This is a genomic window from Sphingomonas sp. GC_Shp_3, assembly GCF_026540945.1.
Taxonomy (GTDB): Bacteria; Pseudomonadota; Alphaproteobacteria; order Sphingomonadales; family Sphingomonadaceae; genus Sphingomonas.
Genome location: NZ_JALNUT010000005.1, coordinates 191,600 through 213,029 on the forward strand (window position 1 = coordinate 191,600; position 21,430 = coordinate 213,029).

Genomic DNA, 21,430 nt, shown 5'->3' on the forward strand with positions numbered 1-21,430 from the left:
CTCGGCCGCGATCACCGCGCCGTCGAGCACGATGACGCAATCAAGCGGCGAGGCGGAGGGGTCCGAGCCTTTCTAGCGGACGACTTCAATGGCCATGCGCAGCCACCGTTCGTTTTCGCAGCGCTCATTGTCATTCTCTTGATCGGTGCAACAACGCATCAGTCCGGGTCCCGCCGCAGCGCCATGAAGCGGTTCCGGGCAAGTTGCGGCACCGCGACGGGTCCAATCCCGCATTGATCCCGCCAAGGCGGCGCGCCGCTGCAACATAGGCAAGGAACCCCATGATCTTATGACGCAGGCTGAACAGATAGAAGCGGCGGATGCCCGCGCACGGCGTCACCGGTGCGGTGAAATCCTTCATCACATCGCGCAGGTCTTTCACGATGAAGCCGCGGATGCGCGGGCTGTGGCGAAGGTGTTTGGCGTAGAGTGCGCCGTCCCCGAAGGCGTAGCCGGCGAGCAGTTTGACGGCATCGCCCGGGTCGCGCCGGCCGTGATGATGGTCGACCGTGAAATGCGGCTCGTACCGGACCGGAATGTTCTGGCGCTGCGCACGGAACAGGAAGTCGGTATCCTCGGCCGAGACGAAGCGCGCGCCCGCCCCGAAGCGCTCGTCGAACGCGCCGATCCGCGCGATCGCGTCCGCCGTCATGGCGAGGTTCGCGCCCATCACGAACCCGCCGGGAAACTGGTCGGCAGCGGCGATCATCGGGTGATCCTCGAGCTTCACCGTCACCGCGATATCGCGCGGATCGCCGAGCAGGATGCGGCCGCCGATAATGGTCGGTCCGGTCACGTCGGCGAAACACGCGGCTAGCGCGCCGAAATAGTCGGTGTGGAGCACGCAATCGTCGTCGGTCATTGCGACGATGCGGCCCATTGTCCGGGCGAGACCGGTGTTGCGCGCGCGGGCGAGGCCGGGGCGCGGCTCGGCGAGCAGATGGACCGGGAACGGCCGATCCTTACGCCACGTCGCCAGCCGGTCGGCGGCGTCGTCGGTCGAGCCGTTGTCAACAATCACTACCTCGATCGTCAGATGCGGCGCGGCGCGGATCGCGCGGTCGATCGAGGCGAGCGTCGCCGCTAGACTGCCGGCACGATCGCGGGTGCACAGCAACAGGCTGATATCGGTCATGCGGCCACGCCGAGCGACGCGACCGCCGCTTCAATCGAGGGTGCGGCCCGCACGCCGTCGATACCTTCCGTCCAGCAGCGGATATAGGCGGAGATCTTGCCGTAATCATTGTCGAGCGCGACATGCGGGATGCCGAGCAGCGTCGCGAGGATGTGCGCGTGCAGCCGATCGGTCAGGATGCTGCGTCCGCGCGACAACAGCCGCAGGCCGCGTTCGACCCGCGCTTCCGCGACATGATCATACGCCTGCGCCTTGGTGGTGCCGGCGGGATCGGGCAGCGCGTCGTCGTCGAGCCAGTCGAGCCTCACCGCACCCGGCACCCGCGACAAGGCCGAACGATCTTCCGCGCGACGCTCGTCATCGGTGCGCATCAGCATCAGCAGGTCGCAATCGGCGGCAACGCGGGCGGCTTGCGGGCCGAGCGCGAAGGCGGAATCCGGCGCAAGATCGGTCGCGCAGGCCAGATGCCGTGCGGCGAAGTCGAGGCTCGCACGATCGCGCACGTACAGGTGGAAGTCGGGATGATCGGCGACGATCGCGCTGAACGGTGCGATCCGGGCGGGATCGCGGAAGTGGATCGACTGGGGCAGTTGCACGACCGACCGGTTTCGGATGTCACGCAGGATGGTCTCGCGGAACGTCTGATGATGCAGCCAGATATCGCCGAGATTGCCGCCGCCATGCAGGAAGAGGACGCCGTCTGGACAAGCGCGCCGGAACGCCGCCGCGTCGAAATCATCCCATGTTGCGACATAATCGGGCGATCGCCCGGTGATCGCGCGCAGCATCCGCGTCTCGCCCAACCAGATCGCACTGTCGCCGACATTGGCGTGATCGGGAAAATCGACCAGCGCATAGGCCTGCCCCGGCTCGACATGGCGGCGATACAGTATGTCCAGCAACGCGTGTTGGGCCGCAATGCCCTCGGCCATGCTGGTCATGCGGGGACTGGCTGGACCTGATGGTACAGCGCCTCGCACGCGTCGAGCCAGCGGTCGCGTGTGAACAGGCGATCGACGCGATCGCGCGGCACGTGGGGCGGGATTGCCATCGCCGCGCCGATCGCCTCGGCCAGCGCCGCGCCATCGTTGGCGGGGGCGAAGCGGCCGGCCTCGCCGATCACCTCGCGCGCGGCGCCCATGTCGAGCGCGGCGACCGGCAGGCCGCACGCCATCGCCTCGATCGCGACGAGGCCGAACGGCTCGTCCCAGCACGGCGTGAACAGGAACACCGATGCGCGCCCCATCTCGGCAGCGAGCGCCGCGCCGTGCAGGTGGCCGCCATAGCGGATGTCGCCGCCCAGTAAGGGCTCGACCTGCGCGTGCCAGTAATCGGGATCCTCGATCTGCCCGAACAACGTCAGCGGCACGCCCGCCATCCGCGCGGCGGCGACCGCGAGATGTGTGCCCTTGTTGGGGGTGATGCGGCCGCACCAGACCGCGCTGCCGTCACCGGTCGCGACGAACGGCCATGCCGCAGGATCGATGCCGTTGTGCAGCACCGATGCCCTTGGCGGCGCGCCGTCCGGCCACCATGCCGCCATCTGCCGCTCAGACGTGACGGTGAGATGATGACCGGGCGTGGCGCTGGCCTTCACGAACCAGTGCAAGGCATCATACGGGGGGACGTGCAATGACGTGACCGTCGGCACCACCGCCGTGCGGCGCGGCTCGATCGCGAAGCGATGAAGGCTGTTGTTGTGCACCACGTCGAAGCCGCCCTCCGCGATCCGGTCGCAGGCGGCTGCGTATCCCGCGTCGAGATGCGCGATCAGCGGCGCCGATCCGCGGTGCTCGGCCCAGGGGAAGGTGCGCTCGTAATGTTCGTCAACCACCGGGTCGATGGCGAAGCGCGGATCGCTGTCGCCGGCCGCGAACAGCACCACATCGTGCCCACGCGCCATCAGCCCGTCCGCCAGATACCAGCTATGCGACTCCATCCCGCCCATGAAGGGTTGCGCGATCGGCTGGCGGGCGTGCGCCAGCAGCGCGATCCTCACGCCGCCGCTCGGGCTTCGAGAATACGGATGACGGTGGTGGTGTTCGAATAGGGCTGGTGGCTCTGCTGCCCAGTCAGCGCGAGATCGTCGGCATCGGGGCGGCGCAGGATGCGGATCGGCCGGCCGGGCGCCTGATCGATCAGCCCCATCAGTTCGAAGGCATGCAGCCAGTGCCCCATCGTTCGATAGCCCCATTTGGTTTCGAACAATTCGGCGTTGCGCACTACGCTGTCGAGATGATGGACCGGGGGCATGTGGTGCGGGTGATACTGATGATAGGCGAGCCCGCCCTTGATCCAGCCGATCGGGATGCCGGCCTGATCGATCGTCTTGCCGTAATCGGTATCCTCGCCGCCATAACCGACATAGCGTTCGTCGAACCCGCCGCTCGCGAGGAAGGTCGCGCGGCGCATCGCGAAATTGAGCGACCAGAAACAACGATAATCGGTGCAGAGCTGGATGCCATCGGCGGGCGGCCCCTGCCGGTCGGAGTGGCGCACCGCCACCTCCGCGAAGGCGTCATATGACCAGTCGCCCTGCGTGGCGTTGCCGGGCAGGTACATCACCTCACCCATCAGCAGCCCGTCGAATTCGTCCAGCCGCCGCGCGTAATCGGCGACGAGCGTGGGCGTGGGGATGCAATCCATGTCGAGAAAGACGATTGCGTCCCCCGTCGTCGCGCGCGCCGCCGTGTTGCGGGCGGCGGCGAGCGCCAGTTCGGGCGCGGCCATCATCATCTGGAGCACTGGAAACGGCGCTTCGGGCAGCACATAGGGTTCGTCTTGCAACACCGCGACGATCAGTTCGACCGGACGCTGCGTCTGGCGGCCGAGACCCAGTACGAGATTGTAGAGATGATCCGGGCGACCCCCGGCCAGCGTAACGACGGAAACGGCATCCATTGGGGTCAAGCTCCGGTAAGATCTAAGGGCAGGGTAGCGGCTGGCGCGAGCGTCCACAGGCGGGTCGCCAGTGCCTCGAGCCACATCGCGGTATCGTGCGCGGGCGTATCGGCGATCATGCCGCGCTGCGCGTCGGGGCGATGCGTGGCGCGCGTTTCGGCGAGCGCCTGTTCCCACGCATCGGCCGAGGACGGCAGGTGCGGGCGCGCGCATGCGACCCCCGCCGCCGCCAGCGCTTCGGCCTTGCGGTGCTGCTCGTCGAAATAGCGCCACTCGGGGATCGCCAGCCACGGCCGCGCCGCCGCGAGGATTTGCTGGCAGGTGGTGTTACCGGTCGATGCGATGACGAGGTCGGCCGCGGCGACATATTCGGCGGCGTTGTCGACCCAGCCGCGATGCTCGATATTCGCCGGCTCGGTCGCGTGCCAGTCGCGCTGCACCGGGCCGATCGTGATCCACCGTGTGCCCGGTCTCGCACGTGCGCCGACCGCGAGCGGCGCCTGGCCGAAACCATCGCCACCCCCGCCCGACAGGACGAGGATCATCTCCTCATCCGCGCCGATGCCGATGCGCCGCCGGGCAAGCTCGCGCTCCGGCACGCAGATATCGACGCCGAGACCACCGGCGAAACAGGTCTTCGCCCGCATCGCCGCGTCCCATTCGGGCTGGGCGAGATCGGCGTGGAAGGCGGCGAGCAGCCCGGCCGCGCCGTCATAGGCGGCGCGGTGGCCGGGGTCGCCGCGATCGCCATGCTGCAACACCTTCACATGCGGCACACTGCATATCCGGGCGAGCTGCGCGATTTCGGCGGAGACGTCGCAGATCATCAGTGCGGGGTTCGCGCTGTCGAACCACTTCGCGATCGTCGCCATCGCGCGGCGGATGCCCGGCCAACCGAGCGGCGCGCAATGCAGCGTCGCCGGCGTGGCGATATCGTCCATCGTCGTCGCCTCGCCGCCGCCCGGCTCGAACAGCGAGGGGATACGCACGATCTCGACGTGCGCGGGCAGCGCCGGAAAGATATCGTCGCGCGCGCAGAAGATCGTCAGCGGGCGCGTGACCGGCAGCGCGTTGGCGATAGCCGCGCAGCGCTCGGCATGGCCGCGCCCCTGATGATGGACGAAATAGCCGAAGGGTTGCGTCATGCCGCGACCGTCACCGGCGCCGTCAGACCAAGCCGTTCCAGCCCCTCCATCACCCCCGCCGCATGCCGCGCGCGCGCGCGGTGCAGGCCGCTGCGCGGCGTCAGCGTCGCCAGTTCGTCGCTGGCATTGGCGACGACGATGGCGCGGCCGCAGGCTTCGAGCATGTCGGCATCGTTGCCGCTGTCGCCCGCCGCGATGCACTGGGCGAGCGACAGGCCGTGGCGCGCGGCATAGGCGCCGACCGCCGCCGCCTTGCCCCCCATCGGCGCGATCACATCGATCAGCCGACCGTGCGAGAAGATGACGCGCGCGCCGAGACCAGCCGCCGCGAGCGTGGTGCGGATGCGTAGCGCATCGGCTGCCGTCCCGAAGAAGCTGAGCTTGTGCGGGCCTTCCGTCTCCACCGGCTGCGGTTCGATCCCGAGCGGCGCGAGCGCTTTGACTACGCCCGCACGGTCCCAATCGTGATCGAGCGCGGCGTGATAGGCCGGGCAGGCGGTCCAGCGACCGGTATGGTCGGCGATCATCATGCGCGTGCCGACATCGACGATATAGGCGTCGGGATCGGGCAATTGCCATTGCCGCAGCACCGCGCGCGCCGCATTGAACGAGCGCCCGGTCGCGACGACGAAGGGAAACGCGCTGGCCGTGCGCCATTCCGCAAAGGCTTGCGCGCCGGAGGCGCAGCCGGTCAGCGTATTGTCGATATCGCAGGCCAGCAGCGCAGGCCGCACCGTGCCGATTTCGTCGTATACCGCGAGGCTCCCGGCGGCGTAGCGTGACCAGTCGTATGCGCCGACCTGGCCGATCGCCGCGTCGCTGAAGCGGCGGTGCAGCGCCGGGTCGGCGATGATCGCCAGACAGGCTTGCGCGATAGCGGCGTCGTCGCGCGGATCGACGAGCAGGCCGTGACCGATCGTCTCGACAATCTCGCGCGGGCCGCCGTTGCCGGTCGCGACCACCGGCACGCCCATTGCCGCCGCCTCGATCAGCGTCAGCCCGAACGGCTCGTGCAGCGCGGGATTGACGAACACGCCACCGCGCGCCGCCAACGCATACAGCGCCGACACGTCGTCCGCGTCATGCGCGCGCGGCAGGACCATGCGCCCGCGCAGTACCGGGTCCGCGCCGAGCGCCCGCATCTCCGTCAGCACGCCCTGTTCCTCGGGCGTACACGACCGGTCGTGCTGGCCGGCGAGAATGACGAGATTAGCGCGATCGCGCAGCGCCGGCGTCGCCGCGAACGCGCGGATCAGCGCGACGAGGTTCTTTTTCGCGACCGGTCGCGCGATCGCGAGGATGATCGGCTTTTCCGGCGCATCAAGCCATTCGCCCAGCCGTTCCGCCAGTGTCGTCGCGCCGTTCGGGGCGGGACGCTGCGGTACGCCGGGGGGCAGGCAATGGATACGGCCGTCGACCGCCACGCCATAGGCGCGCACCTGGCGTTCGGCTTCATCGTGCGTCGAGACGATGATGCCGTCCGCCGCCGCGAGCGCGGTGCGCTCGGCCTGAATACGCGCATCCATACCGTCGCCCGCACAGCCCTGCACACGCTTGTCGATGCCGAGTGCATGCGGCGTATAGACGAATGGGATGCCAAACCGCTGCCGCGCCGTGATGGCCACCGCCGCCGCATCGGCGAAATGCGCGTGGATCACGTCGGGGCGTCGCGGCAGACGCGCGATATGGCTGCAAAACGCCTCCGTAAAGGCGTTGAGATCCGCCGCCAGCGCTTCCTTTTCAAGATACCGCCGATCCTCGGTCGCTATCCGATCGATGGTGACGTTTTCTGCGAGGACTTCGCTCACGCACGCATGGCGGGGCGACAGGCGCGCATCCTCGAACAGGCGGGTTACGATCGATACGTGGGTCATGCCGTTATGGCGTACCTGAGCAAGCGCTGCATCCATGACATAGGCGATATGTCCACCGGTATCGGCAGTGATTCCAAAGGCGACGGGCGGCGCGTGAAGACACCCGCCCAACGCGAGATGTAAAATGAACAAGATTGCCCCCCGATTGCTACCTCCGTAACGATCAGTTCGGCTCTGGGATCCACCGATCCGCGCGGACCCTCACTTTCGGCGCAACGCAACCGTGAAATGCAGCGATTATAAGTGGATTTTAGCGGCGGGGTTATACCCTGTCGCCAATACGTCGGCTCGGCGTGTTGACGATGTACGGCGGTGCCGCGCGTCCCTGCCGACATGATTTGGCGAACGCGACGACGGCGCGCAGCGCGGCGGACTGTTGGCGGCGGGTGGGGTAGTCGATGTAAAGCGGCTCCTTCGGATACGTTCAGTCCGGTAGCACGCGAGTCAGCGCGCAATCGGCAAGTGCATCCGCCACTCAGGCGAGCGGCCCCTTGCTCGTGGAGCTTTTCCCGGATCGGCTGAATGACGTCTCCCTTCTGTACGTCTACTACCACTCTCGGCACCAACCAGCGTCAAGGTGCGGGCTCTCACCGACTTTCGCGCAGCAGCGGCGCGCGATCTGCCGGAGGCGCCCCGCGTAGCGTGATTGGCGGCATAGAACGTATTCGGCGTCAGCATTATCATCTTCGCAGTGAAACGGCTGCGGGAACCGTGTCATGACAATGAACGAACGTCCGCTTGTGGGAAGGACGATGGTAGTGCTGAATGACCGCAAGCGGGTCTGTGCGGTCGCAGACTTCCCAATGCCATGCGTCAGATGCATGGCGTCGCGCGGCTGTCGACTTCGGAGTCGCCATCGGCAGAGAAGCGCTTAGCAGCATCGCTCGCGATGAATGTCTGGCTGGCGCATACAGACACCTGCGGTACAAGCGCGTGAGTTACGAGGAGCGTGCGCGATGAAGGCCATTGTTCGGGTGCTTGCCACCCTGATCTGCATCGTCATGCCCTCAGTCAGCTGGGACAAGGTGCCAGGACACAGGGGTCGAGTGGCACTACATCGCGCCGGGCAAGCCGCAGCAGAACGGCTTCGTCGAAAGCTTTAATGGTCGCTTGCGCGACGAGTGCCTGAACGAACAGCTGTTCCCATCGCTAGCGACGGCAAGACGGATCATCGAGGCATGGCGGACGGATTAAAACACCGTGCGTCCGCACAGCAGCCTTGGCGGGTTTGGCACCCGCCGAGTTTACGAACCGCTCCCGCCAAGGGCATATGGACACCGAAGCTGAGTTATCAGCGGCCTGAAAACGGGGAGCACGTCACTTCCAAGCGCCTGATACCGATCGGTCAAGCGACATGAACGGGCGACCAGAGTTGGGAAGCCAAAAACGCGTCGCGAATGTCTGGAACTGGGTCATTTCACCTTTAAAGCCCTACCCACGACCGTGGCTACTTGCTGCCTTGGCCAGAGCCTTCGCCAGTTCCTCGAGCGAGTAGGGCTTTTGCAACAGTTCGAAGTCGGCGCCATCCTGCTCGGCAAGAACGCTGCTGTACCCGCTGGTGAGAACAACGGGTAAGTGCGGGAATTGTCGGCGCACTGCCTCGCGCAACTCGATCCCAGACATGCCGGGCATAACCACATCAGAGAAAACCATGTCGAAGTGGCCGTCGCTGCCAAGTTCGACGAGCGCACTGGCCGCGTCTATCGCCAGCTTGGTTTTGAAGCCAAGCTCGCTTAACGCCTGCGTTGCGAACGAGCCCACCTCGCTATTGTCCTCCACGACGAGAATGCAGGCACCCGGCAGCAGAGGCGAGCCGCCGTCCTCTGTGAGTCCGCCTGCCTCCCGAACATCGTCAGCAGCTTTCGGGAGGTAGAGGGTGAAGGTGGCGCCTTCGCCAAGCACGCTGCTGACGATCACCTCTCCGCTAGATTGTTTAGCGAACCCGAACACCTGACTGAGACCTAGACCAGTGCCATGGCCGACGCCCTTCGTCGTGTAGAAGGGCTCGAATATGCGTTCGATCTGGTCCGGCACGATGCCGCCGCCGGTGTCCTGCAGGGAGATCGCGACAAATCGGCCGGGCACTGCTGGATGCGAGCGCACTGCAGGAATGCCGTTCACCTCGTGAACGCCGATCGTCAGCGTGCCCTCGCCGCCCATCGCGTCGCGCGCGTTCACGGCCATGTTGACCAACGCGGTGTCGAATTGGCTGCGGTCGGCCTTTATGAGGGAGGGGATGTCGGGGACCTCCACCTCAATGGCGATGCGCGAGCCGGTCAGCGTGCCCAGCATGTCGCGGAGGCTGGCGATGCTCAGGGAGACATCGAACACCTCCGCCTTGAGCGCTTGACGTCGAGCAAAGGCAAGCAGCTGGCTGGTCAGCTTGGTCGCGCGGTCGGCGGTGTCCGAGATCGCCGCGATGTAGCGCTCTCGCTTTTCTTCGGGCAGATTCGGACGCCGCAGGAGGTCGACCGAGCCGCGGATCACGGTGAGCAGGTTGTTGAAGTCGTGCGCGACGCCGCCGGTGAGCTGGCCCACCGCCTCCACCTTCTGGCTTTGGCGTAGCTGTTCCTCCGCCTTGAGCAGCGCCGCGTCGCGCTCCTTCTGCTCGGTGACATCCCGCGCCACGCAGTAAAGCAATCCCCCGGCCGGCACCGCGGACCAGGCGAGATCGCAATATCCGTCGTCCTTGGTTCGGAACCGGTTTTCGAAGGACAAGGTGGTGAACCCCTCGGCGAGCCGCCCCACCTCCTGCCGCGTCTTGATACGGTCGTCCGGGTGCTCCAGCCATTCGGATGTTCTGCCGACAATGGCCTCCGCCGGCCAGCCGAGGGCCCGCGACCAGGCTGGATTGACGCTGAGCCACACGCCCTCTGCACTCGCTACCCCGAGCAGGTCGCGGCTTACCTGCCAGACGCGGTCGCGCTCCTGCGTGCGCTCCTCCACTTGCTCCTGCAACGAGCCCGCGAGCGCTTGCAACTCCAGTTCGGTGCGGCGGCGCTCGATCGCAATCCGGGTCCGCTCGGCTACCTGCTGAACAAAGTCGACTTCGTCGGTCGTCCAGGTGCGCGCTCGTTGTGATAGCACGCAGAAGAGAGCGGTCAGCCTTCCCTTTTCCACCACGGGTGCGTTCACGAGGGCGCTCACGCCGACGGCGTCGAATGCTTCGGGAAAAGCAGACGTTCGCGGGTCGGTCCGCACGTCGGCGATCACAACGGTACGGTCGCCAATCAGGTCATCGATGTACGAGCCGTAGTTCCGCATCGAATGTTCGCCTGCGATCCCGTACTGCGGAGCGATCGCCCAATCGCGCTCGATCAGCAGTGTCTCGTCCGACGCATCGATTCGGCCGAATCCTGCGGCACTGACATCGAGCGTGCGTCCAACGATCTCGGCTGCGGCAGCGGCCATGGCGATCGGGCATTCCATGTTGCGGAGGGCATCGCCAAGAGTAAGCAGACCCGTACGCCGCGCTTCCACGCCCGCCTTCTTCGCCTCTCGCTCCCGACGCTCGCTGATGTCTTGGAAGGTGCAGATCGCGCCACCCAGTCTGCCGTCCTGGATGATCGGCGTTGCCCGGTACTCCACCCACAGCGGCTCGCCGCCGATGGGAAAGAACAGCTCCTCGCTGACGTGTGCGGGCGTGCCGTCCCGCGCGGCCCGGTAGATCGGGCATTGTGCTTCGGGATAGGGCGAGCCGTCGACATGAGTGTGGTGAATGATGTCGTGCAGTCGACGGCCAATGACGTCCTTGGCGCTGGTCAACCCCATCATGCGCAGGAACGCAGCGTTGCAGGTTGTGGTCAGGCCGGTCTGATCGACGGCGTAGAAGCCTTCGCTGATCGAATCGAGCAAAAGGCGAAGGTTGGCTTCGCTGCTGCGGAGCGAGGCATTGAGTCCGCGCTGATGCTCCTCGCTCGCCCGCAAGCGCGCCTCACCGGACTTCCGCTCGCTGATGTCGCTGAACAGAATGGCGACCAACCGCTCCTCCGGCTGGCCGACGCGGTACGCGAACACCTCGTACCAGCGACCATCGAGTGCTTCGGCCGGCAGCGTGAATCGCTGCGATTGGCCCGACCGCGCGATGCGCGCGTACATGTCGAACCAGTGCTGCTCGTGATCGGGCACGAGGTCCCGCATCCAATTGCCGGGTGCGTCGGCCAAGCCTGTCTGGCGTTCGAAGGCGGGGTTCACCTCCAGAAAGCGATAGTCGATCGGCTGGGCGGTGTCGTCGCAGCGCACCTCGATCAGACAGAAGCCCTCGTCGATGCTGTCGTACAGCGACCGGTAGCGATCCTCGCTCTCCGACAGCGCGACCCTGGTATAATGCTGCTCGGTGCGGTCGCGCAGGATCTTCACGTACCCTTCGAGATTACCGCCGTTGCCGCGCAGCGGCATCATCTCGCCATTGGCCCAGAAGCGTGATCCGTCCCGTCGCAGGTGCCAACGCTCGTCGACGCCGCGACCGTGACGGACGGCCGCGCTCATCTCGGCTTCAGAAATGCGGCTCTCGACGTCCTCGGGGGTGAAGAACAGGTCGACCGGCTGGGCGATAGCCTCGCTCGCGCTCCAACCCATGATCCGCTGCGCGCCGATGTTCCACGACGTGATCGTGCCGGCGAGGTCCAAGCCGACTATGGCGTAGTCGATCGCGTTCTCGATGATCAGACGTGCCTGTCGGCCGGACAGGCTTTCGTCGACAGATCCGGTAGAGTCGGTTTGCATGTCTGCATCAATGTCGCATCGGGAGGACGGCGACAATTAGGATTGCACTTCACAAGCGACGCTGCGGTTGTCCTTCGATCGGCGTTGACCGTTGGGCTCGGGAAAATGCCTCAGCCAAGCGGGTGAATTCCCCATGCCGTGATCGGCGCGTCGGCGTCTCTGCGGGTCAACGCCGCCTGCTAGGGCGACGCTTCCAATATGATCTCCTATTCGGCCTCTTCCTGGTCTTGTGAAAGCGCATGCGCCGCCGATTACGCGGCAAGTCGATGTCGGCAGCGGCGATTCTGGCTTAAGCCGTCAATGAACGAATGACCGCTTTCGAGGAGCGCAGATGCTTCAATGATGTCCGTTTCTGAGTCTTCGCGGCGGCGCGGGAAAGGAGGCATCGCGTGTTTGCCAACGAGATCTACCGGCAGCACACCAAACTCGACACTCGACACTCGACACTCGACTCTAGCCAGCAGCCATACATCTACTATGCTGGATATATGGAGAACGATTCGGCTATCGCTGCGCTGGGCGCATTAGCGCAGGGCACACGCCTCGATGTGTTCCGCCTGCTGGTGCGACATGAGCCGGACGGCATGGCTGCGGGCGAAATCGCCCGCCAGCTCGACGTGCCGCAAAATACCATGTCGTCGCACCTCCGCATTCTGGCACGCGCCGGCCTCGTCCGCGCTGAACGGCATAGCCGCTCGATCATCTACCGTGCCGATCTGGACGGCCTGCGCGCGCTGACGCTGTTTCTGCTCAAGGACTGCTGCGCTGGTAGCGCCGAGCTGTGCGCGCCGCTTATCGCTGAACTCGCCCCCTGCTGTTGAAAGAAAGCGTCGTGGCTGTCGATACCGTCATTTATCACAACCCCGAGTGCGGCACATCGCGCAACGCCCTAGCCATGATCCGCAACGCCGACATTGAGCCGCATGTGGTCGAGTATCTGAAGACCCCGCCCTTGCGCGCGCTGCTCGTCCAACTGATCGAGCGCGCCGGCATGACGCCCCGCGAGCTGTTGCGCGAGAAGGGCACGCCCTATGTGGACCGTGGGCTGGGCGACACGTCGCTGCCTGACGACGTGCTGGTCGATGCGATGATGGCGCACCCGATCCTCATCAACCGGCCGCTGGTCGTCTCGCCGCTTGGCGTGAAACTCTGCCGGCCGTCTGAGGCCGTGCTTGACCTCCTGCCCGCTGACCAGCTCGGCGCCTTTGCCAAGGAGGATGGCGAACAGGTGGTGGACGTCTCGGGGCAACGCGTCGTCTGATGCTGCTTGCGGTCCTGATCTTCGTCGCCACGATCGCGCTCGTCATCTGGCAGCCCAAGGGGCTCGGGATCGGGTGGAGCGCGTTTGCCGGCGCAATCGTGGCGCTGCTCGCGGGCGTCGTCACGCTGTCCGACGTGCCGGTGGTGTGGGGGATCGTCTGGAACGCTACCGCCGCATTTGTCGCGATCATCATCATAAGCCTGCTGCTCGATGAAGCCGGGTTCTTCGAGTGGGCGGCGCTCCACGTCGCCCGCTGGGGTAGGGGCCAGGGGCGCCGGCTGTTCGCCTTGGTCGTGCTGCTCGGCGCGGCCGTGTCTTCGCTGTTTGCGAACGATGGCGCGGCCCTGATCCTCACACCCATCGTCATCGCCATGCTTCGGGCGCTGGGCTTCGGCGACAAGGCCACTCTCGCCTTCGTCATGGCGGCGGGGTTCATCGCCGATACTGCGAGCCTGCCACTCGTCGTGTCCAACCTCGTCAACATCGTGTCGGCCGACTTCTTCCACCTTGGCTTCAGCGCGTATGGGAGCGTGATGGTGCCGGTCGATCTTGTGTCGATCGCCGCGACGCTGGGTGCGCTGCTGCTGTTCTTCGGCCGCGACATACCGCCGACCTATGACGTGGCGGCGCTCCGCGTGCCGCGTGACGCGATCCGCGATGCGGCGACCTTTCGTGCCGGTTGGATCGTCCTTGCGCTTCTGCTCGCCGGCTTCTTCCTGCTCGAACCGCTGGGCGTGCCGGTCAGCGCCGTTGCTGCTGCCGGGGCGATCCTGCTGCTGGTGATCGCCGGCAGGGGCCATGTGATCGAGACGCGCAAGGTGGTGCGGGGCGCCCCGTGGCAGATCGTGATCTTCTCGCTGGGCATGTACCTAGTCGTTTATGGCCTGCGGAACGCGGGTCTGACGGATCATCTTGCGGCGTTGCTCGCTCGTACCGCTCAAGGCGGCGTGTGGGGTGCTGCGCTGGGGACGGGCGTGATCGCGGCCGTCCTGTCGTCGGTCATGAACAACATGCCGAGCGTGCTGGTTGGCGCGCTTTCGATAGACGCCGTGCACACTGCGGGACCGATTAAGGAAGCGATGACCTACGCCAACGTGATCGGCTGCGACCTAGGTCCCAAGCTAACGCCGATCGGCTCGCTCGCGACGCTCCTGTGGCTGCACGTCCTGGGGCAAAAGGGCGTGCGGATCGGGTGGGGCTATTATTTCCGGGTCGGGATCACGCTGACCGTGCCCGTTCTGCTCATCACCCTTGCGGCGCTCACGCTTCGGATTGGATTTGGCTGATGCCCCTTCGCGACCTCGCCCAATCCGACCATCTGCCGGCGCTCGATCCAGCCTATGCCATCCAGCGCCCGGCGCTGGGGATGCAGCCGAGGCCGAGGGCGGAGACGTGGAGGCCGCTGCGGCCGAGTTCGCGGGTCTGCATGGGATGTCCTTTCACTGGGTCGAGCCGTCGGCATCGGCGAACACGTCACGCATGATGCCGATCGCGGTGCTGGCGGTCGGCCAGCCGGCGTAGAAGGCGAGATGGGTGACCGCCTCGACCAGTTCGTCCCTGGTCACGCCGTTCTCGATCGCCTTCTTCAAATGGAACGGTAGCTCGTTCTGGCGATAGGCGGTGACGAGACTCGCGACCGTGATCAGGCTCCGATCGCGCGGTGACAGGTCCGGCCGCTGCCAGATGTCGTCGAACAGCACGGTGTCAGTGATCTCAGTCAGGCGCGGTGCGATGTCGCCCCACGGTGCCCGCATCGGTTGGTCGTCGGCCATGGCGGTGTCTCCTTCGACAGCCATATATGGTTTTCGCCTTCGGTTGATTAGACGGTGCAGTCCGCATGCGGCTGTGAGATATACTCAGCAATGCCACGCCATTCGATCAATGACCTCGTCGCGCTGCGCACCATCGTGCGCGAGCGCAGCTTTACCCGCGCCGCCGCGCAGATCGGCGTGTCGCCGTCCGCGCTCAGCCACTCGATCCGCGCGCTCGAGGATCGGGTCGGCGTGCGGCTTCTGACCCGCACTACCCGCAGCGTCGCGCCAACCGTGGCTGGCGAGCGTCTGGTTGGCGCAATTGGGCCGCACCTCGACGGGATCGATGCCGAGCTCGCCGCGCTGGCGGGCTTACGTGACAAGCCGGCGGGCACGATCCGCATCACCACCGGCATCGACGCGGCACAGGCGATTCTGTGGCCGGCCCTTGCCGAGCTGCTGCCGGCCTATCCCGATATTCAAGTTGAGATCGCGATCGACGCGGGCTTCGTAGACATCGTCGCCGAGCGGTTCGACGCCGGCATCCGCCTCGGCGAGACGGTTGGTCAGGACATGATCGCAATCCGGATCGGTCCCGACATGCGGATGGCCGCGGTGGCGTCGCCGGCCTATCGCAGCCCGCGGGACGCCGGCGAGCCCGCGTGAGCTCGCCTCCCACACTGCATCAACCTGCGCTTTCCGACGCATGGCGGACTCTACGCCTGGGAGTTTGAGCATGACGGCCGCGAGCTTACGGTGCGGGTTGAGGGGCAGGTGATCGTCAACGACATCGCGCTCGCGCTCCAGGCAGCGCGGGATGGCGTCGGGATCGCTTATTTGCCGGAGGAGTATATCGCCGCCGACATTGCTGAGGCCCGGTTGGGGGCGCTTGCTGTCGGATTGGTGTCCGCCGTTCCCAGGCTACCATCTTTACTATCCGAGCAGGCGGCAGCTCTCGCCCGCGATGGCGGTCCTTATCAAAGCGTTGCGGGGCCGCGGTCATGCTTCCACCATCGTTGGCGACGTCACGATCGATCGATGAACAAACGGCAGAGACTAGGCGGCGCAAAATAGGCTCTGAATGTCCGGCTGTGGGTCAAGCTGCATACCGCAAGCGTTTCATGAGTTGCGCTAGCGACGCCGGTGGAAGGGCTTCAGAGAAAAGAAAGCCCTGTAACTCATTACAGCCAGCGCCTTCGAGAAAAGCGCGCTGCTCGCGCGTTTCGACTCCTTCAGCCGACACGGACAGGCCCATTGCGTGACCCAGGCGCACCACAGCATGGATAATGGCTGCGGCGTCATCTACCTCCCCGAGGCGGCTGGTGAAGCTCCGGTCAATCTTGATCTTGTCCACCTGAAACTTGCTGAGATAGCTCAGGCTCGAATACCCTGTTCCGAAGTCGTCCAGTGCGATACGAAAGCCTGCACTACGGAGCTCGGCTAGAACCGCTCGGACGACTGCGTCGTTGTCGAGGAGAACGCTCTCCGTCACCTCAAGCTCGATCTGTGCAGGCCTGGCTCCCGACTCTTGTACAATCGCGCGTATTTCGGCGGCGAGATCGCCCGAGCGGAATTGCACTGGCGACAGGTTCACCGCTACCGAAAGGGATGGCCATGCGCGAGCGACGTCGCAGGCGTCGCGCAACACAAAGTGGCCAAGCTCGCATATTAAGCCGGTTTCCTCGGCAATCGGGATGAAGGCGTCGGGCGAAAGAAGGCCGCGGACCGGATGCTGCCAGCGTAGCAAGGCCTCAAGGCCGATGATCTGCGTGCCGGTGCCATCCATCTGCGGCTGGTAGTTGACGAAGAGCTCCTGCTTGCGCGCGAGCGCATCGCGAAGGTCGTACTCGAGTCCGCGACGCATTTTGACGCTCTCATCCATGCCCGTGCTGAACAGTCGATACCCGTCACGCCCCTCGGCCTTGGCACGGTACATAGCGATGTCGGCCATGCGCATCAGTTCGGCGCGGTCGCTGCGGCAGGATTGCGCACAAGCAATGCCGATGCTGGCACCGATGAACACGCTGGTGCCGAGGATGGCGAATGGCTCGCGGACCGCATCCACCATTGCTTGAGCGGTCTCCTCGATATCCGACAGGTTCAAACGGTCGTCCAGGAGTATCGCGAACTCATCGCCGCCCAACCGGGCAACGACGTCGCCCGGATTGATCAGGCCGCGAAGACGCGCCGAGACCAGCTGGATGAGCTGGTCACCGCCGGCATGCCCCAGCGTGTCGTTGACTTGCTTGAACCTATCCAGATCAACAAGCAGAACAGCCCAAAGACGCTCCGCATGCGCATCGGACACCTTATGATCGATGACCGCGTTGATATGAGCACGGTTTGGCAGACCTGTGAGAACATCATGGTAAGCCAAATGGTGGGCCTGCGCTTCCTTTGCTTGCAGTTCGACGTGAGCCGCGGCGAGCTGCCTGAGTGACACAGCATCTTTGCGCATCAGCTTCGCCACGCTGAAGAGCAGCACGCCCAGCGCGGCGAGCAGTGCAACCAATGCAGCACCCGCGCTTGGCGCCATCGAGCTCCATACCGCACGTCCGGGCCGATCCGGCCGCCAGACGAAGAAACCGAGATTGCCTCCCCGGCTGGAGACAAGAGTTACGCCGTGCTCGCTCGGTTTCAGCTGGTGGGAACGCTGTATGCGAGCACCGGTAATCGATTGTAATTTCACCAGGTTCTGCGTGAAGCCGGCATCCAGGTATCTAATGCTGACCAGCAGAGGTTCTCGCCCCGGCGCGGCTGCAACTTTGCTCGTGTCCGGGATCAGACGCATGACACTCATCGCCGCGGGACGTCCCATGACCACGCCCAGGTCGGTGGCATGGATGGAGCGGGTGGAGGTCCTTACTGTCGAAGTAGCGCTGAGGGCGCGTCCTGGCAGTCGCTCGTGAGGATTGGGCGCTTCATGCGTCCGTCCGCGCGCGGCTTCGATCAGAGGCTGCGCAGCCCGGGCGTAGGCAGCAAAGCTGACAGGCGTAGCGCGCACGCCATCACGCATCACGTAGACCGCCTTATCATCGGCGTTCAGGATGATGTCCACATCATGCGCGAACACGTAATTCAGCCAGACGCCGACGTTATCGTCGACCCACCCCCAGTTAGGATGGGGCTTACGAAGCTCCAGCACCAACGGGCTCCAGATCGCTACACCCGCTTGGCTTTGCGCAAGCTCGTCCAATGCATCGTTGATCGCGAGCTTCACCTCCTGCTCCTGCCGGTTGACGGAGACGCGATCAGCTTGAGAGGCGGCGCCTCGAAGAGCGGAGAACGCGAAGATTGTGAGACCAAGCGCCACGGTAAGAACAGGAATGAGGAGAGCAGCAATCAGCCGCACATTGAAAACCCGCTTATTTCGCTCTGTTCTGCCGTGCAACACCGCTACTCCCCGGCAGGACGCTACCACTTAGCAGTCGATAAACCGTTAAGCCGACGTAGTTGCCCTTGTCTCGCGGAGAGGTGCCCATGGACGCCCGAGTCAATCCTGAACGAATGAGGTGGATGGCTCCCGCTCACGGCATCTAGGTGCCAAAGTGTGAAAGCTATGCGCTTCGTACCGGTGAAGTCGCCGGAGCAGCAGGCGGCGCTATCGATGCACAGGACGCGGGACCTGCTGGCCGAGTTCGGCATCGATATCTTGCAAGGGCTTCACCGCGCGTTGGAGATGGCGCGATCGATCGTCGACGGCGAGGCGCCAGACATACCGTCAGAGGCAGCAAAGATCGTCTGGCGCTTGTCCCAGCAAGCTCGATACCCACGCAGTGTCGGGAGATCGACCTCGATCTGCTCGCTTGGCAGAAGACCAACGATACGGCTCGCCGCCTCATGTCGATCCCCGGCATCGGCACGATCGGCGCGACAGCGCTCGCCGCATCGGTCACCGACCCGTACCACTTCCGCTCGGGGCGCGAGTTCGCCGCGTGGTTAAGACTGACGCCGCGTCAACACTCGAGTGGTGGCAAAGAGCGGCTCGGGCACATCACCAAGATGGGCGACAAATACCTTCGTACGCTGCTCGTCGTCGGTATGACCTCACCGATCAGAGGCGTAAAGCAAACGCCAGAGACCGCCGATCCACGGCTTGTGGCGCTGCTCGCGCGCAAGCCAACACGCGTTGCGGCCGTCGCGATGGCGAACAGAACCGCCCGGGTGGTCTGGGCGATCATGGTGCGCGGCGAGACATACCAAGCGCGGCATCAGCCCAGGCTCGCCGCATGACGATTTAGCTGGAAACCGCCGAGACAAAGGAGACCAGCTTCACGATGTTGTAAGCGCGATGCGATGTGATGGCGAACCGGTCAGACCGGGGGCAAGGAGAACCCAACGGACGTCTAAGGCGTCATAGCCTGTTGAACGGAATGGGACCTGACTCGCGGACCCCATCAGGGCCAGCAGTCTTCAGCGACTGCGCAAACAGGCCGAACAAAGGACTGCGCCCGACTCCACGTCAGAACGTCGAATTACCTTGCAACGCGGGAGCCATCCACAGAGGACGTCCGCTTCCGGGAGCAGATATCCTGCTCCGAGTGGCGAGTTATGGGTCGTTGCGCCCAAGGTGAGGGAAGGCAGCTATCCCCCGGTCGCGGAACAACACCAGACCTTCCGCAGGCGCCCAGTTGCAGCCGTTACGTTCCGGTGCAACGCTGCGCGTATGAGACGCTATTTGCCCTTGGCGATACTTGCGATCGGCGCGGCGCCGGTCGACCATCCCAGAACCTATCTTCTTTCCATCAGCACGATACCGCTCCGTGACACCGAAAGCGTCGAGGCGTTCTCATTGGAAACGTGGGGTGTCGAGTTCCGGTCTGTGTGTAGCATTCCGAGCGGCTGGCGGATTAAGGCAGGCAGTAGCGCCACGCCAAATGGAGCGCTCGAAGGAAACGGGAGCCAAGGCGCGACATGGTTCAACACCGGCAGCCCACGTCAGCTACGGGACTTCGTGCTGGTCACCCTCTACGCGCCGGTTCAACGCGCCGACATCGTCAGCCGGACAGGCGAGGTTCCGGCAACCTTTAAGGGAACTGCGACCATCAGCACCGACGATGGGGATGTAGAGCGCGACCTAAGCTACAAGAACATCACTCTCCGCCCGGCTTCTCACTGCCCTTCTCGGTAGGTCGCTTTTCACCATTCCGCGACATAGCCGCCCGGCTGCAAGCGCCCATTTGCGACCGCTGGGTTGGTACGGCATTATGGAGCCATGGACATTCACGAAGAGAAGGTGCTGCTTTCACCGAACGAGTATGGTCGGGTGACAATCGTCCGGAGGTCAGATGGTCTATTTTGTCTCTATCAGCATTGGCATTGGCCACCAGAGACGCAAGTCGCCTTCCATGTCGAACCTGTCGAACCTGTCGAAGATCGACGTTGGACCGTCGATAGGACGCCTGAGATGTATGAAGGGGTAGAACCGCTTTCAGGACTTTACGGCACCATAGAAGATGCAGACCGGGAAGCTCGTAGGCTACTCGGGTTGGAAGACGGGTAACGCCCAATTTGTGCCGATCCGAGATTTCTAGCACTTCCCCAAAAGCGGTCACCCGTTCATCGTGAATGCACGAGACACGATCGTCGCAGGGAGCAAAAAGTGGTGCAAAATGTAATCTGCCAGTTCGCCCTCTGCTTGCTCGGTGCCATCACGCCCTCCTATTCGGCAGCCGTTAGTTCCATACCGGCGATGTCGCCGCAATCTTCGCAGCTTGAAACACTTGTGTTCAACGGCACCTACCCTGCGAAAAGCTACGAATTTACCGGCAACAGCGCTCGCCACTTAGCGAAGGAGGTAATGCCGGTCATAATGAAGGACATCACCCGAGCTACGGTTTCCGAGGATGTTCTCCTTCCCACACCAACTTATAACGGTTTTACGATCGACATGACGTTCACCGTTACCACTAACGACGAAAACACTGTTTGCGAAGAATGTCACGCGATTCTGCATTTCTCACCAGACGATCAACAATCCCACAAGAAAGATGTGCACGTCAAAGTGGAGAATGGAACGGTTGTTGGCCACTCTCTTTCAAGCTTTTACTGGAAAAATAGATATTTTTCTCTGCCATCTGTAAATCACTCACGGCAGGCTGCGCTGCAAAAGTGTCAGTCCTTTTCGAACGACAGCGTTCTTTGGAATGAAGCGGTTGATATATCAATCTATTTAGTCAGTATAAGACGTGCGGATAAACTTAAAAATGCCATTGAGAGACTACCGCCATCGGCGATTACATTTTCTTCAATAGAAAAAGTCGCCTGCAAATATGATAAAAATAAGCTATTATCGATCATGCGCCCAACTAGGATAGAACGATCTGAGTCTGTCATTGTTCCTACCGAAGGAGAGTGGTCCGTTTTCTATCGTCAAGGGCTGAATGACGATTTAAACGCAGATTTTGTAGCAACTCTGCACTCGGATGAAGCCGGACAGCCGCTGACGCTTCATATTCGCTGTTCTCAAAGTCTGCCATCGCCAGCAATTTAAAGTTAAAGCTGCGTTCTTGAAGATGCTTGACGGCTTAGCTGGCGGACATGCTGATCGCGTTTGACCCTGCTTTTTCGTGCCAAATCTATGAACGGCAGGTATGCGCTCGATAGCCGGAAAACCCGCCCTTCGCCTAACCACCACC

At 63.8% G+C, this 21,430-nt stretch carries 15 protein-coding genes and 2 pseudogenes; 8 read left to right on the top strand and 9 right to left on the bottom strand.

The window, feature by feature from the left end:
• Positions 1–130 precede the first annotated feature (130 nt).
• The 6 genes from OXR00_RS12590 to OXR00_RS12615 are packed head-to-tail and all read right to left on the bottom strand — an operon-like array spanning position 131 to position 7,187.
• Entirely contained in the window at positions 131–1,135 is a 1,005-nt protein-coding gene (locus tag OXR00_RS12590) for a glycosyltransferase family 2 protein (RefSeq protein WP_267388541.1), read from the bottom strand.
• Entirely contained in the window at positions 1,132–2,076 is a 945-nt protein-coding gene (locus OXR00_RS12595; protein ID WP_267388542.1) for a polysaccharide pyruvyl transferase family protein, read from the bottom strand. The genes OXR00_RS12590 and OXR00_RS12595 overlap by 4 nt, the downstream gene beginning before the upstream one ends.
• Positions 2,073–3,134 carry a glycosyltransferase gene (locus OXR00_RS12600; RefSeq protein ID WP_267388543.1) on the bottom strand — a complete coding sequence of 354 codons (1,062 nt, stop codon included), beginning with the start codon at positions 3,132–3,134 and terminating at the stop codon, positions 2,073–2,075. Before OXR00_RS12600 ends, OXR00_RS12595 begins: the two co-directional genes overlap by 4 nt.
• A complete protein-coding gene (locus OXR00_RS12605; RefSeq protein ID WP_267388544.1) occupies positions 3,131–4,036 on the bottom strand; it encodes a galactosyltransferase-related protein in 906 nt (301 codons plus the stop codon). Before OXR00_RS12605 ends, OXR00_RS12600 begins: the two co-directional genes overlap by 4 nt.
• A gap of 5 nt (positions 4,037–4,041) precedes the next feature.
• A complete protein-coding gene (locus OXR00_RS12610; RefSeq protein WP_267388545.1) occupies positions 4,042–5,181 on the bottom strand; it encodes a glycosyltransferase in 1,140 nt (379 codons plus the stop codon).
• Positions 5,178–7,187, bottom strand: a complete 2,010-nt coding sequence (locus OXR00_RS12615) for an HAD family hydrolase (RefSeq protein ID WP_267388546.1) — start codon at positions 7,185–7,187, stop codon at positions 5,178–5,180. Before OXR00_RS12615 ends, OXR00_RS12610 begins: the two co-directional genes overlap by 4 nt.
• Positions 7,188–8,096: 909 nt before the next feature.
• Between OXR00_RS12615 and OXR00_RS12620 the strand changes: the two are divergent.
• Positions 8,097–8,358 (top strand): annotated as a pseudogene (locus tag OXR00_RS12620) (transposase); the annotation flags it as partial.
• A gap of 128 nt (positions 8,359–8,486) precedes the next feature.
• Here OXR00_RS12620 and OXR00_RS12625 read toward each other — a convergent pair.
• Positions 8,487–11,780 carry a PAS domain S-box protein gene (locus OXR00_RS12625; RefSeq protein WP_267388547.1) on the bottom strand — a complete coding sequence of 1,098 codons (3,294 nt, stop codon included), beginning with the start codon at positions 11,778–11,780 and terminating at the stop codon, positions 8,487–8,489.
• Between the two features lie 488 nt (positions 11,781–12,268).
• On the opposite strand from OXR00_RS12625, the gene OXR00_RS12630 reads away from it, so the two are divergent.
• The 3 genes from OXR00_RS12630 to OXR00_RS12640 are packed head-to-tail and all read left to right on the top strand — an operon-like array spanning position 12,269 to position 14,327.
• Entirely contained in the window at positions 12,269–12,601 is a 333-nt protein-coding gene (locus tag OXR00_RS12630) for a metalloregulator ArsR/SmtB family transcription factor (RefSeq protein WP_267388579.1), read from the top strand.
• An 11-nt stretch (positions 12,602–12,612) separates the two neighbouring features.
• Positions 12,613–13,041: an arsenate reductase (glutaredoxin) gene (gene arsC, locus OXR00_RS12635; RefSeq protein WP_267388548.1), complete on the top strand. Its 429-nt coding sequence runs from the start codon at positions 12,613–12,615 to the stop codon at positions 13,039–13,041.
• Positions 13,041–14,327: an arsenic transporter gene (locus OXR00_RS12640; protein WP_267388549.1), complete on the top strand. Its 1,287-nt coding sequence runs from the start codon at positions 13,041–13,043 to the stop codon at positions 14,325–14,327. Before arsC ends, OXR00_RS12640 begins: the two co-directional genes overlap by 1 nt.
• Positions 14,328–14,480: 153 nt before the next feature.
• Here the strand turns inward: OXR00_RS12640 and OXR00_RS12645 are convergent, their stop codons facing one another.
• Positions 14,481–14,813 carry a carboxymuconolactone decarboxylase family protein gene (locus OXR00_RS12645; RefSeq protein WP_267388550.1) on the bottom strand — a complete coding sequence of 111 codons (333 nt, stop codon included), beginning with the start codon at positions 14,811–14,813 and terminating at the stop codon, positions 14,481–14,483.
• 90 nt (positions 14,814–14,903) lie between these two features.
• Here OXR00_RS12645 and OXR00_RS12650 point away from each other — a divergent pair.
• Positions 14,904–15,834 (top strand): annotated as a pseudogene (locus tag OXR00_RS12650) (LysR family transcriptional regulator).
• Between the two features lie 54 nt (positions 15,835–15,888).
• On the opposite strand, the gene OXR00_RS12655 reads toward OXR00_RS12650, so the two are convergent.
• Positions 15,889–18,144: an EAL domain-containing protein gene (locus tag OXR00_RS12655; protein WP_267388551.1), complete on the bottom strand. Its 2,256-nt coding sequence runs from the start codon at positions 18,142–18,144 to the stop codon at positions 15,889–15,891.
• A 488-nt stretch (positions 18,145–18,632) separates the two neighbouring features.
• On the opposite strand from OXR00_RS12655, the gene OXR00_RS12660 reads away from it, so the two are divergent.
• From OXR00_RS12660 to OXR00_RS12670, 3 genes are all read left to right on the top strand, one after another.
• Positions 18,633–19,025 (top strand): transposase, encoded by a 393-nt coding sequence (locus OXR00_RS12660; RefSeq protein ID WP_242152312.1) that lies wholly within the window; start codon positions 18,633–18,635, stop codon positions 19,023–19,025.
• A 433-nt stretch (positions 19,026–19,458) separates the two neighbouring features.
• Positions 19,459–19,923: a hypothetical protein gene (locus OXR00_RS12665; protein ID WP_267388554.1), complete on the top strand. Its 465-nt coding sequence runs from the start codon at positions 19,459–19,461 to the stop codon at positions 19,921–19,923.
• Positions 19,924–20,397: 474 nt separating this feature from the next.
• The gene (locus OXR00_RS12670) at positions 20,398–21,285 is read left to right on the top strand and encodes a hypothetical protein (RefSeq protein ID WP_267388556.1); all 888 of its coding nucleotides are present in this window, start codon (positions 20,398–20,400) and stop codon (positions 21,283–21,285) included.
• The last annotated feature ends 145 nt before the right edge of the window (positions 21,286–21,430 follow it).

Bases quoted from the DNA above. Each gene is read 5' to 3' on its own strand.
- OXR00_RS12590 (WP_267388541.1), bottom strand. From the start codon at position 1,135: ATGACCGATATCAGCCTGTTGCTGTGCACCCGCGATCGTGCCGGCAGT.
- OXR00_RS12595 (WP_267388542.1), bottom strand. From the start codon at position 2,076: ATGACCAGCATGGCCGAGGGCATTGCGGCCCAACACGCGTTGCTGGAC.
- OXR00_RS12605 (WP_267388544.1), bottom strand. From the start codon at position 4,036: ATGGATGCCGTTTCCGTCGTTACGCTGGCCGGGGGTCGCCCGGATCAT.
- OXR00_RS12610 (WP_267388545.1), bottom strand. From the start codon at position 5,181: ATGACGCAACCCTTCGGCTATTTCGTCCATCATCAGGGGCGCGGCCAT.
- OXR00_RS12625 (WP_267388547.1), bottom strand. From the start codon at position 11,780: ATGCAAACCGACTCTACCGGATCTGTCGACGAAAGCCTGTCCGGCCGA.
- OXR00_RS12630 (WP_267388579.1), top strand. From the start codon at position 12,269: ATGGAGAACGATTCGGCTATCGCTGCGCTGGGCGCATTAGCGCAGGGC.
- OXR00_RS12640 (WP_267388549.1), top strand. From the start codon at position 13,041: ATGCTGCTTGCGGTCCTGATCTTCGTCGCCACGATCGCGCTCGTCATC.
- OXR00_RS12645 (WP_267388550.1), bottom strand. From the start codon at position 14,813: ATGGCCGACGACCAACCGATGCGGGCACCGTGGGGCGACATCGCACCG.
- OXR00_RS12660 (WP_242152312.1), top strand. From the start codon at position 18,633: ATGTCGATCCCCGGCATCGGCACGATCGGCGCGACAGCGCTCGCCGCA.
- OXR00_RS12665 (WP_267388554.1), top strand. From the start codon at position 19,459: ATGAGACGCTATTTGCCCTTGGCGATACTTGCGATCGGCGCGGCGCCG.